This is a genomic window from Maritimibacter sp. UBA3975 (assembly GCF_002384975.1).
GTDB lineage: Bacteria > Pseudomonadota > Alphaproteobacteria > Rhodobacterales > Rhodobacteraceae > Maritimibacter.
The window spans coordinates 124919-137524 of record NZ_DGCP01000012.1 but is presented as its reverse complement, the minus strand read 5'-3'; the positions used below and the strand labels follow the sequence as shown (position 1 = coordinate 137524).

Genomic DNA, 12606 nt, shown 5'->3' with positions numbered 1-12606 from the left:
GATGGACCTGAGCTTCACCAAGGAGGAACAGGAATTCCGCGAAGAGGTTCGCGCATTTCTGGATGAGAAACTGCCCGAAGAGCTGGCCGAAAAGGTGCGGATCGGCGGGGAGCTGGACAAGGCCGACATGGACCGCTGGCATGCGATCCTGAACGAGAAAGGCTGGCTCGCCTATGGGTGGCCCGTCGAGTTCGGCGGGACCGGCTGGTCCCCCGTGCAAAAGCACATCTTCGAGGAGGAAGCGGCGGCGGCCAATGCGCCCCGCATCGTGCCCTTCGGCCTCGCGATGCTGGGGCCCGTACTGCACAAGTTCGGCTCGAAAGAACAACAGGACGAAATCCTGCCGCGAATCCTCGACGGCTCCGACTGGTGGTGCCAGGGCTACTCGGAACCCGGCGCGGGCTCGGACCTCGCCTCGCTCAAGACGCGGGCGGTGCGCGACGGTGCCGACTATGTCATCAACGGGCAGAAGACCTGGACGACGCTGGGCCAGCACGCCAACAAGATCTTCTGCCTTGTGCGGACCTCGACCGAGGGCAAGCCGCAGGAAGGTATCAGCTTCATCCTCGTCGATCTCGACACGCCGGGGATCGAGATGCGCCCGATCCGTCTGATCGAGGGCGGTCATGAGGTGAACGAGGTGTTCTTCACCGACGTGCGCGTGCCTGCCGAAAACCTCGTCGGCGAAGAGAACCAGGGCTGGACGATCGCCAAGTTCCTGCTCACCCATGAACGGACCAATATCGCCGGGGTCGGCTTCTCGATGAAGGCGCTGGAAGAGGTGAAAGCGCTGGCCCGCCGGACCAAGCGGGGCGGCAAGCCGCTCATCGAAAATCCGCTCTTCGCGGCCCGGATCGCGGATGTGGAGATCGAGCTGGAAGCGATGAAGATCACCAACCTGCGCATGCTCTACACCGCCCAGACGCAGGGCGCGCCTGGGCCCGAGACGTCGATCCTGAAGATCAAAGGCACCGTGATCCGCCAGGCGCTGAACGACCTGTCCCGCCGCGCGCTGGGTCCGGCCGCGGCACCCTTTCCGTCGGAAGATATGTTCGGGAATGCCGCCCTGGTCGAAGCGGGGGACGTGAACAACGCAGCGGATTATTTCAACAACCGCAAACTGTCGATTTTCGGTGGGTCGAACGAGATCCAGCGAAACATCCTGACCAAAGCGATGCTGGAGCTCTGACATGGATTTCACACTGACCGAAGACCGCCGGATGCTGTCAGACTCGCTCTCGCGGTTCCTCGCAGACAAATACACCTACGATCACCGCGCCAAGGTCGCCTATGAGGCGCCGTTCCATGACGCGGGCCTGTGGAGCGAGATGTGCGAGATCGGCGTGCTCTATGCGCTGGCCCCCGAAGACGCGGGCGGGTTCGGCGGCGGCGGGTTCGACATCACGACGGTGTTCGAAGCGCTTGGGCGCGGCCTCAGCCCAGCGCCCGTACTGGGCACGCTGTTGGCCTCGAAGCTGCTGACGGCAGCCGGGGCGGACCAGTCGGCCCTGCTCGACGGGTCGGTGCGTTACGCCGTTGCGATCGGGGAACTGGACGCGCCCTACGATCTGGATGGAATTGCGACCGAAGCGTCGGGCGGCACGCTCACAGGCCGGAAATCCGTTGTCTACGGGGGCAATGACGCCGAAGTCTTTCTCGTCGCTGCAAAGTCCGGCGACGGGCTGGCCATCTACGAAGTCAAGGCTTCCGATGCCGATGTCACCGGCTATGGCCTGATCGACGGGGGCGGCGCGGCCGAGCTGTTCCTTGACAAAACACCGGGGACCGAGGTGCTGGCCAATGCCCGCGATGCGTTGGAGGATGCGCTGGACGCCGGGCGCCTGGCGCTTTGCGCCGAGGCCGTCGGCGCGATGGACGCGACCAACGAGATCCTCCTGGATTACCTGCGCACGCGGAAGCAGTTCGGGGTTCCCATTGGCAAGTTCCAGGCGCTCCAGCACCGGGCCGTGGACCTCGTGACCGAAATCGAGCAAGCGCGCTCGATCACGATTTTCGCTGCCAGCCGAATGGGCGAAGCGGATCAGGCGCGCAGCGTCTCGATGGCCAAGACACTCATCGGCCGCGCAGCGCGGCTGGTCTCCGAGGAAGCGATCCAGATGCATGGCGGCATAGCGATGACGTGGGAGGCCTCGGTCAGCCACTATGGCAAGCGGCTCGTGATGATCGACGCGCAACTGGGCGACGTGGACTACAACCTCGAGCGGGTGATGGCGGGCTACGCGGCCTGAGCACGGACCAATAGCGAAAGCAAAGGCGCAGGAGCGGATTCCCCGTTCCTGCGCTTCGTCTTTTTGATGTGCGTTTCTGGTCCCGGCGGAGGCAAGCGGCAAAGGTGACGGCCGAACCGCCAGCCCCGGTGGTCTAATGCGCCTCTGCCCAGTTCGCGCCTTGCCCCGCGTCGACCACAAGCGGGACGTCGAGCTTGACGGCCGGGTCGGCTGCGCCCTCCATCACGTCGCGGATGACCGTGACGGCATCATCGACCGCATCCTCGGCCACTTCGAAGATCAATTCGTCATGAACCTGTAACAGCATCTTCACCGGCTTTCCGGCGATCGCGGCCGGCATCCGGATCATCGCCCGGCGGATGATGTCGGCCGCGGTGCCCTGGATCGGGGCGTTGATCGCCGCGCGGCGGGCGAAGCCGGCATGGGGCCCCTTGGCGTTGATCTCCGGCGTGTGGATGCGGCGTCCGAACAGGGTCGCGACATGCTTGTGCTCTTTCGCGAAGGCGACGGTTTCGTCCATGTATTCCTTGATACCCGGGTACTTCTCGAAATAGCGATCAATGAAACCCTGCGCCTCACCACGCGGTATGCGCAGATTGCGTCCAAGCCCAAAGCCGGAAATGCCGTAGATCACGCCGAAATTGATCGCCTTGGCCTGCCGCCGGACGTCCGGTGTCATTTCATCCAGCGGGACGTCGAACATCTCCGAGGCTGTCGCGGCGTGAATATCCTCGCCGTCGCGGAACGCCTGTTTCATCGACTCGATCCCGGCGACATGGGCAAGGATGCGCAATTCGATCTGGGAGTAGTCGAGCGATACCAGACGCGTGCCCGCCGGCGCGACGAAGGCCTCGCGTATGCGCCGCCCTTCTTCAGTCCGGATCGGGATGTTTTGCAGGTTCGGGTCGGTCGAGGCGAGCCGCCCGGTGGACGCCCCGGTTTGCAGGTAGGACGTATGCACCCGCCCCGTGTCCGGGTCGATGTGGGTCTGCAAGGCATCCGTGTAGGTCGACTTAAGCTTGGACAATTGGCGCCAGTCGAGCACGCGGGCCGGCAGGTCATGCAAGCTCGCAAGGTCTTCGAGCACGTCAGCGCCTGTGGCATAGGCCCCGGTCTTTCCTTTCTTACCGCCCTCGAGTCCGAGCTTGTCGAACAGGATCTCGCCAAGCTGCTTGGGGCTGCCCACGTTGAAGCTTTCGCCCGCAAGCTCGTGAATCTCGGCCTCCAGCCCGGCCATCTTCTGGGCAAAGGCGTTGGACATGCGCGACAGCGTGTCTCGATCGACCTGAACCCCATGCATCTCCATCTCGGCCAAAACGGGCACGAGCGGGCGTTCGAGTGTCTCGTAAACGGTGGTCACGCGCTCCCGGTGCAGGCGCGGCTTGAACATCTGCCACAGGCGCAGGGTGACGTCGGCATCTTCGGCCGCGTATTTCACCGCTTCGGCGATCTTCACCTTGTCGAAGGTGATGGCGCTCTTCCCGGTGCCCAACAGAGACTTGATCGGGATCGGCGTGTGACCGAGGTAGCGGTCCGCGAGCGCGTCCATGCCGTGGTTATGCAGCCCTGAAAACATCGCGTAGGACATGAGCATCGTATCGTCGATCGGCGCGACGGATAGGCCGTAGCGCTTGAAGATCTTGGTGTCGTACTTGGCGTTCTGGAAAATCTTGAGGATCGCCGGGTCTTCGAGCACGGGCTTGAGCGCGGCCAGCACGTCGTCCAGCGACAATTGACCTTCGGCCAGCGTGTCATCCTGAAACAGCCCCTCGCCGTCGCCGTCCTTGTGGCCGACGGGGATGTAACACGCTTCACCGGGCCGCACGGAAAGGCAGATGCCCGCAAGCTCGGCCTGCATTTCGTTCAGAGACGTGGTTTCGGTGTCCACCGCGACATGGCCGTGGTCGCGGATGAGCGCGACCCATCGGGCGAGCGCCTCGACGTCCTTGATCCATTCGTATTTTTCCGGGTCGATCTCGGGCCACTCCGGTGCGGCCGGCTCGTCTGCGCCCTCAGCGGCGGGCGGTTCGGGGATATCGGACGGCGCCACGCCAAGCTGGTCCGCGATGCGCTTGGACAGTGACCGGAATTCCATGGAGGCGAGGAACGGCAGTAGCGTGTCGGCCTCCGGGTCGCGCAGCTCCAGCGTGTCGAGGTCGAATTCCAGCGGCACATTCTCGTCCAGCAGCACGAGGTCACGCGACATGCGGATCTGATCCGCTTTCCCGATCAGCGTCTCGCGCCGCTTGGGTTGCTTGATTTCACTTGCCCGCGCGAGCAGCGTCTCCAGATCGCCAAACTCGTTGATGAGAAGCGCGGCGGTCTTGATCCCGATCCCCGGCGCGCCGGGCACGTTGTCGACGCTGTCGCCGGCGAGCGCCTGCACATCGACCACGCGATCGGGGCCGACGCCGAATTTCTCTTCGACCCCTTCGATCCCGATCCGCTTGTTCTTCATCGGGTCGAGCATCTCGACCCCGCCACCGACGAGTTGCATCAGGTCCTTGTCGGACGAGATCACGGTCACGCGCCCACCAAGCTCGCGGGCCTGCCGGGCGTAGGTGGCGATGATGTCATCGGCCTCGAACCCTTCCTGCTCGATGCAGGCGATGTTGAAGGCACGGGTCGCGTCGCGGGTAAGCGGGAACTGCGGGACGAGGTCTTCGGGCGCGGGCGGGCGGTTGGCTTTATATTCCGGGTAGATGTCGTTGCGGAACGACTTGCCGGAATAGTCGAAGATCACGGCCACATGGGTCGGGGCGTCGTCGCCGCGGGAATCCTCGACACACTTGAACAGCATGTTGCAAAAGCCCGCGACCGCCCCGATGGGCAGCCCGTCGGACTTGCGCGTCAGCGGAGGCAGCGCGTGATAGGCGCGGAAAATGAACGCCGAGCCGTCGATGAGGTGCAGATGGCACCCTTTGCCGAATGTCATCTCACCCCCCGGGTCGCGGATCGCCTCACTTGGAGTCGGCGAAATCCTTGTAGACGTATTTGGCGTCGCAGTAGCCACATTCGACATAGCCCGTGTCGTCCGGGATCGTCAGCCAGACGCGCGGGTGGCCGCTGGCCGGTCCGCCGCCGTCGCAGGCGACCTTTTTCGTGTCCACAACCTTGGTTTCGGGTGCGTCGATCGTCATGTCATGCGCCTCGTCATTCGATTTGGTCAAAGATAGCAGCCCTTGGGCCACCCACAAGTCAGCCCGGCAGCATCCGGCCGAGAATGCGACCCGACAGTACGTGCGTGTGCAGGTGCGGCACTTCCTGGATGCCCGCTTCGCCCCCGTTCACCAGCAGGCGATAACCCTGCCCGTGTTCGCCCGGCGACAGGTCGAATTTGTCGATCACCTTACGGATCGCGCGCGCGTAGTCGATGATCTCGGCGTCCGATGCCTTGGCCGCGAAGTGGTCCCAGGTCACATATGGTCCGCGTGGGATCACGAGGACATGGACGGGGGCCTGCGGTGCGATATCGTTGAAGGCGAGGGTGTGATCGGTCTCCAGCACCGTGTCGTTCGGAATCTCACCGCGCAGGATCTTGGCGAAGATGTTCTGGTTGTCGTATTCGTAGGCCATGTGTCCCCGTCTCAATCGTTGAAGAAGCCATCGGTCTGCAGGATTTCCACGGCCCTTTCTTCAGGGATCGTCAGGAACTTGGCAAGGGCCTCGGCATTCTCTTCACCGGTTCCGTGTTCGCGAAGGATATGCATGTCGACGAAGCCCTCGTCGCGGATGCGGTCGGATTCATAGAAAAAATCCTGCCGGATCGTGGGGATAAGCCGGTCGATGGCCTCCTGCGGGGTCCTCTCGCCGGCGAGCCCGACGCGAAGGGCGTGGCCCAGGATCCATTCGTCCGAATAGTCGGCCTCGATCTCCAGCAACCGGGTCTTGGAGCGGTCGGTATGGAAATCGCGCATCAGGTCGATATCGTTCGGGTCCATCCCGATGGCGAGCCTGTCGGTCTTGTAATAGTCGAACAGCATCCGCATCAGAGCGCGGCGATGGCGCGTCCGTTTCTCGATCGAGCCCTGGATGCCGCCAAGATCGGGGAGCACCGTCGCCTCTTCGTCAAAGAGATAGTCGATGGCGGGAATGTTCGTCTTTTCGCGCAGCAGTTGAAGCAGTCGCTTGCCGATGTGCCACTTCTTCGCCACCACGATGAGCAGCTCGCGGTCCCGGCCCAGCGTCGTTTCGCTCTCCCAGAACCGCTCGCCAAAGCGCTGGCCGATCCGGCCGCGCCCGGTGAGGAAGGCGAACAGGCTTCGCCCCTCGTTCGAAATCTTGAAGTCCAGCGTATCCGAGGCATAGAGCGCCCCGAGACGGCGTTTGAGTTCATGGGCATCCGGGCTGATCTTGCGCGCGAAGAGGTAATCCTGCGACAGCAGCATGTCGTAGTGGTCGTTGTAGAAAGTGACCGGCATCCCGTAGTCTGTGAACATCAGGAACGTCAGGGTGCGTGTCTCGATCTCCTCGGCGGGCACGAGATGGCGCACGAGGGTTTGAAAAAACGTCTCGTCCGGAATCCAGGTCGTCTTGAAGAACCTCATGACATCGCGGCGCTTGCGCACGAAGTCGAGAATCCACTCGATGGTGCGCCGCCGCAGGCACCACCACTGAGACCCGATCATGATCTGCACGTCCTTGGGCACGTCGCGTTGGAGGCCAAGGCGCTTCTGGATGTTCATCGAGGCGTAGAACAGCCCCTTTTGCGTGCGTTCGTTGAACCAGTGACGCCAGATCAGCCGGTCTTCCTTGATCCCGGTCTTGATCCAGTCGCTTTCGAAAAAGTCGAAGCTTTCGATATAGTCGACGTCGTCGTCATCTAGGAAATCATGGGCGTATTCGGCGGATTTGATCGCCATGCAGTCGCCCGAGACCATGTAGAAATGGGTGGCGCGCGGAAACGCGTCCACTGCCGCCTCGACCGCGTGGAGCGTACCCTCGACCAGCGACCACTCGCCCCAACCGCATTTCACGCGCTTCTTGGCGAAGGTGACCGAGGCATTGTCGGCCAGAGCCGCCTGAATCATCTCGTAATCCGACCGGGCGCTGCGCGCGTCGAAATGGATCGAGATGTAATCTCCCGCCGCGGTCAGGCGCTGTGCCTGATCGATGATGGCCTTTGGGTCCTTGTGACACAGGAGAATGAAGGCGATTTTTGCCATTTACGGTCCGTCTGGGCTGTCTGGCGCGGATTGTTGACATGCTTACCGTAACGAAGCATTGAAATAACAGCATTTCTTTGCTTTTTTCTCTGAAAACAAATTGGTCCCGTGCAAGGGGGCCAGACGGAGGCGGCGGCAGCAATATGGGTTTCCCGGGAACCTGGATGACCGAAAGTGAAAGCATGGTGTATCGGGTCGTCCCGAAATGCGCCTGCTCGACCATCGGCCAGATCATGTATTTCTCCGACCACGGAGAGTTCTTCGACGGTGACATTCACGACGCCACGGAAGGCATCGTGAAGTGGGCGCAGGAAGAAAACCAGAAGAAGATCGAGCGCAACGTGAAGACCCACAAGAGCTTTGCGTTCACTTGCGTGCGCAACCCCTACACGCGCATCCTCAGTTCGTTCTTCGACAAGATCTGCGGCATTCAACGCAACGGGAAGCGCTATCGCGGCAACCTCGTCCCGCTCCTGATCCAGAAATACGGAATCGAAGTGGGCAGCCCAGAAGACAACTTCGACTTCGACCAGATCCAGTCATTCCGCCGGTTCCTGTTGTTCACCCGCGACACCATCCGCTTTCGCCGCCCGATGGACCCGGACATCCACTGGTCGGCCATGTCCGGCCATGTCTCGACCTTCATCACCAACGGCGGCACCTATGACCAAATCTTCTGGACCGAGAACTTCAATGTCGGGATGAAGAAGGTGCTCGACAATGTGAAGACGCCCAAGAAGGTCAACATCAAGACCATCCCGCGGTTCAACGAGAGCGCCGGGCACGGCCCCGAACGCGCCCATCCGGTCGAGGATTATTTCGACGACCTGTCGATGCACCTGATGTGGGAAATCTACCGCAAGGATTTCGAGCTGTTCAAATACGACTTCGACAATCCGGGCAACAAGCTTCCCGTCGGCGACATCGACATCGACGAGGTTCACAAGAAACTCGGATCTTGAGCCGGATCAAGGCGTGAGGGCCGCCAGCCTGCCAGAAGGGTGGCAGGAGGCCCGCCATGACCGAGATCATCACCGTTACAGCCGACACCGTTCAGAAACACGGGTTTTTCTGCAAGATGAGCGCGCGCAAGACGCACGCCTGGCAGGCAAAGCGGGACTGGCTCCTCGCCCGCTTCGAGGAAGGGCTCGAATTGCGCCTGCTGGGCGACTCGGCGCGCGGGTTCGTGGAGTACATGCCCGGCGACAAGGCCTGGCGATCGGTCGAGGACGCGGGCGACCTGATGCTGATCCACTGCCTCTGGGTGGTCGGCAAATCAAAGGGACAGGGTTTCGCGCGTGCGCTTCTGGACGAGGTCGAGAGGACGGCGGGCGACAAGGGCTACAATGGCGTGGCCGTGCTCGCCTCGACCGGAAACTGGCTGGCCCGGCCCGAGGTCTTCGCGCATTTCGGCTACGACGTGGTCGAAACGGCCGATCCCGGTTTTTGCCTGATGGTCCGCCGCTTCGCCCCCGGCCCCACCCCGCGCCTGTCGGGTGGCTGGGACGAAAAAGCGTCCGCCTGCGGCCCGGGGTTGACCGTCCTGCGCACCGCTCAGTGTCCCTATCTCGAAGACGCCGCGGCGATCGTGGGCAAGGTGGCACAAGAATCGGGCCTCGCTTTCCGCGACGTGGTCATCGACAGCGCCCACGCGTTGCGCGCCCGGATGCCCACGCCGTATGGAACCTATGCGCTGGTGCAGGACGGGCGGCTCGTAGCCCATCACTACCTGCTGGAAAAACAGCTGCGACAGGTGCTCGACCTCTGACCGGGCGCCCTACCCGACGGGCTCCGGTGCCCGCGACCGTTCACATGTCGGCACTTTTCCGGTCCCAAGTATCCTCGGGGGTTCGGGGGCAGACAGCCCCCGAAGGCTGCGTGCCTTGAACGCAGGCAAGAATGCGTGCGCAACGCGCACACGATCAGAAAAGACCGAGCGGGGTCGCTTCAGACCCCGAGACACCAGCGCATGATGGCCTTTTGCGCATGCAGCCGGTTTTCGGCCTCGTCGAACACCACCGATTGCAGGCCGTCCATGACCGAGTTGGTCACTTCCTCGTTCCGGTGGGCGGGCAGACAGTGCATGAACAGTGCCCCCTCGCCCGCCGCGGCCATGAGCCGGTCGTCGACCTGATAGGCGCGCAGGATATTGTGACGGCGCTCACGGGTCGAAGGGGCGTCATGCATCGACACCCAGGTATCTGTCACCACGAGGTCGGCCCCGGCGACCGCCGCATGTGGATCACGTTCGATCTCGATCTTCGCGCCCTTGGCGCGCGCTTCCTCGATGAACTCCCGGTCGGGGTCGAGCCGTTCGGGGCCGGTGAACGTCAGATCGAAACCCAGTTGCCCGGCGGCGTGGATGAAGGAAGCGCAGACATTGTTGCCGTCGCCCGCCCAGACCACTTTCTTGCCGGTGATCGGCCCGCGATGCTCCTCATATGTGAGGATATCGGCCATGATCTGGCAGGGGTGCGAACGGTTGGTGAGGCCGTTGATGACCGGGACCGTGGCAAATTCCGCGAGCTCCTGAAGCGCGGATTCCTCAAACGTCCGGATCATGATGAGATCGACGTAACGCGACAGGACACGCGCGGTGTCCGGGATGGACTCGCCGTGACCCAGCTGCATTTCCGAGCCGGAGAGGACGAGCGTCTCGCCGCCCATTTGCCGCACGCCCACATCGAAGGAGACGCGTGTCCGGGTGGACGGCTTCTCGAAGATGAGGGCCACGACCTTGCCGTCCAGAGCACGCTCCTCGTCAAGTGCGCCGCGTCCGGCGTCGCCGCGTGCGGATTTGATCCGGTGGGCTTCGTCCAACATGCTCCGCAGATCGGCCGGGTCGGTCGCGTTGATGTCGAGGAAATGCCTCATGCCTTGGCCTCCAGCGCCGTCGCCGCGGCGTCGATCCGCGCCACGCCTTCGGCGATGTCCGCGTCAGTGATATTGAGCGGCGGCAGGAGCCGCGCCACGTTGTCGGCGGCGGGCACGAGGATGACCTGGTTGTCATAGCCTGCGGCCACGAGGTCAGCAGGCGCCACCTTGCATTTCAGACCCAGCATCAGGCCGACGCCGCGCACGCTGTCGAAGATGTCGGGATGCGCGTCCACCAGCCCCTCGAGCTTCTGGCGTAGGAGCCCTGCCTTGCGATTCACATCGTCAAGGAAACCGTTGCCGGTCACCACGTCGACCATCTTGGTTCCCACCGCCATTGCCAGCGGGTTGCCGCCATAGGTCGAGCCGTGCGTCCCGACGACCATGCCGGAGGCGGCGTCTTCCGTCGCCAGAACCGCCCCCAGCGGGAAGCCACCGCCGATGCCTTTGGCGGACATGAGGATATCCGGGGTCACGCCCGCCCATTCGTGGGCAAAGAATTTGCCGGTCCGGCCGATCCCGCACTGAACCTCGTCGAAGATCAGAAGCGTCCCCGTCTCGTCGCACAGGTCGCGAAGACCCTTGAGGCACTGGTCGGGCACCGGGCGGATACCGCCTTCGCCCTGCACGGGTTCGATCAGGATCGCGGCGGTCTTTTTGGTGACTGCGGCGCGCAGGGCGTCGTGATCACCGAAGTCGAGGTGAACGAACCCCGGCATCAGCGGGCCGAAGCCCTTGACCATCTTCTCAGTCCCCGAAGCCGCGATGGCGCCGGTGGACCGGCCATGGAAACAGCCGGAAAAGGTGATGATCTCGACCCGGTCCTCGTCGCCCCGATCGTAGTGATACTTGCGCGCCATCTTGATCGCGAGTTCCGCCGCTTCGGTGCCCGAATTCGTGAAAAACACGGTGTCGGCGAAGGATGCATCGACCAGCCGGTCGGCCAGCGCCTTTTGCCCCGGAATTTCGTAGAGGTTCGAGACGTGCCAGAGCTTGTGCGCCTGCGCGGTCAGCGCCCCGATCAGGTCCGGGTTGGCATGGCCCAGCGCGTTCACCGCGATGCCCGCGCCGAGGTCGAGATATCGCTCGCCGCCTTCCTCGATCAGCCAACTGCCTTCGCCCTTGACGAAGTTCAGTTTCGCACGCGCATAGGTCGGCAGAACGGACGGGATCATGGCATCATCCTTAGAAAAGAAGCTTTTGGGTGCCGCAAGGGCGGGCCGGTGTCAACGATTTAAGAGGGTGGGAGTAGTCGAACGGAGTCAGACGTCAGGCGCGGGTGCGGCGGCGTCGGCAGACAGGGGTATGGATGCGTTCGAACATGGGCTGGCGATACGTCGGACTGGTGCAAAAGTCCATCTCTTTCCTCGGCCGCGCGCCGGGCGTATGGGGTCGGTGAAACCGACGGGACAGGGATATGAACCGGATACCCCACCAGCCGCTCGCCTCGGCGGGCTTTATGCTCGCCGCCGCCGCGCTCGTCGCGGGAACCACCCTTCTCGCCAAGATGGCGGGGGCCGAAGGGCTGCATCCACTTCAGGTCAGCCACGGGCGGTTCCTGTTCGCCTTCATCGGGATTGCCACCGCCACGCTTGTCCTGCGTCCGACCTTCACGCGGCCCCAATGGGGCACTCACGCCGCGCGGTCACTGTCCGGATGGACCGGGATTTCGCTGACCTTCGCGGCGGTCCAGTTCATCCCGCTGGCAGACGCGACGGCGATCTCGTTCCTGAACCCGGTTGTCGCCATGCTGCTCGCCATCCCGGTATTGAAGGAAACGGTGGGACCGTGGCGGTGGGCGGCTGCGGTCATTGCGCTGGCCGGCGGCGCAATCCTGCTGCGCCCCGGCGCGGGGGCCCTGGAGCCCGGTGCACTCATCGCGCTGGCCGCCGCGCTCGCCATGGGTGTCGAGATCACGATCATCAAGTTCCTGACCGGGCGCGAACGGCCGCTCCAGATCCTCGTCATCAACAATGGCATGGGGCTGACGATCGCCACGGTCGCCGTGCTGGCGACCGGCGTCTTCGTCATGCCGACCCCTAAGGCCTGGCTCATCCTCGCCGGGATCGGCGCGATGATGGCGCTCGCCCAGACCTGTTTCATCCAGTCGATGCGCCGGGCTGATGCGAGTTTCGCTTCACCGTTCTTCTACGCGACGCTGGTCTTCGCAGCACTCTATGATGGTGCGGTTTTCGGGACATGGCCGGACCGGGTGAGCCTCGCCGGTGCAGGGGTCATCCTGGCGGGCGGCGTACTGCTTGCCTGGCGGGAAGGACGGTTGAAACGCGCGCCGGGTTGAGCCATATACGCCCCTTCAC

11 protein-coding genes are annotated in these 12606 nt (G+C 63.3%); 5 read left to right on the top strand and 6 right to left on the bottom strand.

Going from position 1 to position 12606, the window contains the following annotated elements; translation table 11 throughout:
* The first annotated feature begins 1 nt into the window (after window position 1).
* Together B2585_RS14515 and B2585_RS14510 are read left to right on the top strand one after the other, a co-directional pair.
* Window positions 2-1189, top strand: a complete 1188-nt coding sequence (locus tag B2585_RS14515; protein WP_292024528.1) for an acyl-CoA dehydrogenase family protein — start codon at window positions 2-4, stop codon at window positions 1187-1189.
* A gap of 1 nt (window position 1190) precedes the next feature.
* Window positions 1191-2249 carry an acyl-CoA dehydrogenase family protein gene (locus B2585_RS14510; protein ID WP_292024525.1) on the top strand — a complete coding sequence of 353 codons (1059 nt, stop codon included), beginning with the start codon at window positions 1191-1193 and terminating at the stop codon, window positions 2247-2249.
* 133 nt (window positions 2250-2382) lie between these two features.
* On the opposite strand, the gene polA is transcribed toward B2585_RS14510, so the two are convergent.
* The 4 genes from polA to B2585_RS14490 are packed head-to-tail and all read right to left on the bottom strand — an operon-like array spanning window position 2383 to window position 7414.
* Complete coding sequence (polA, locus tag B2585_RS14505; protein WP_292024523.1) at window positions 2383-5184, bottom strand: DNA polymerase I; 2802 nt, start codon at window positions 5182-5184, stop codon at window positions 2383-2385.
* Between the two features lie 25 nt (window positions 5185-5209).
* Window positions 5210-5389 carry a zinc-finger domain-containing protein gene (locus B2585_RS14500; protein ID WP_292024521.1) on the bottom strand — a complete coding sequence of 60 codons (180 nt, stop codon included), beginning with the start codon at window positions 5387-5389 and terminating at the stop codon, window positions 5210-5212.
* Window positions 5390-5447: 58 nt separating this feature from the next.
* Window positions 5448-5825: an HIT domain-containing protein gene (locus B2585_RS14495; RefSeq protein WP_292024519.1), complete on the bottom strand. Its 378-nt coding sequence runs from the start codon at window positions 5823-5825 to the stop codon at window positions 5448-5450.
* An 11-nt stretch (window positions 5826-5836) separates the two neighbouring features.
* On the bottom strand, window positions 5837-7414 hold the full coding sequence (locus B2585_RS14490; RefSeq protein WP_292024516.1) for a DUF5928 domain-containing protein: 1578 nt from the start codon (window positions 7412-7414) through the stop codon (window positions 5837-5839).
* Window positions 7415-7557: 143 nt separating this feature from the next.
* On the opposite strand from B2585_RS14490, the gene B2585_RS14485 reads away from it, so the two are divergent.
* Window positions 7558-8376 carry a sulfotransferase family protein gene (locus tag B2585_RS14485; protein WP_292024514.1) on the top strand — a complete coding sequence of 273 codons (819 nt, stop codon included), beginning with the start codon at window positions 7558-7560 and terminating at the stop codon, window positions 8374-8376.
* Between the two features lie 56 nt (window positions 8377-8432).
* Window positions 8433-9182, top strand: a complete 750-nt coding sequence (locus B2585_RS14480) for a GNAT family N-acetyltransferase (RefSeq protein ID WP_292024513.1) — start codon at window positions 8433-8435, stop codon at window positions 9180-9182.
* A gap of 179 nt (window positions 9183-9361) precedes the next feature.
* Here B2585_RS14480 and argF read toward each other — a convergent pair whose 3' ends face one another.
* Window positions 9362-10288: an ornithine carbamoyltransferase gene (argF, locus tag B2585_RS14475; protein WP_292024510.1), complete on the bottom strand. Its 927-nt coding sequence runs from the start codon at window positions 10286-10288 to the stop codon at window positions 9362-9364.
* A complete protein-coding gene (locus B2585_RS14470) occupies window positions 10285-11463 on the bottom strand; it encodes an aspartate aminotransferase family protein (protein ID WP_292024508.1) in 1179 nt (392 codons plus the stop codon). Before B2585_RS14470 ends, argF begins: the two co-directional genes overlap by 4 nt.
* Before the next feature lie 242 nt (window positions 11464-11705).
* Here B2585_RS14470 and B2585_RS14465 point away from each other — a divergent pair, with 242 nt between their 5' ends.
* Window positions 11706-12587: a DMT family transporter gene (locus B2585_RS14465; protein WP_292024506.1), complete on the top strand. Its 882-nt coding sequence runs from the start codon at window positions 11706-11708 to the stop codon at window positions 12585-12587.
* Window positions 12588-12606 lie beyond the last annotated feature (19 nt).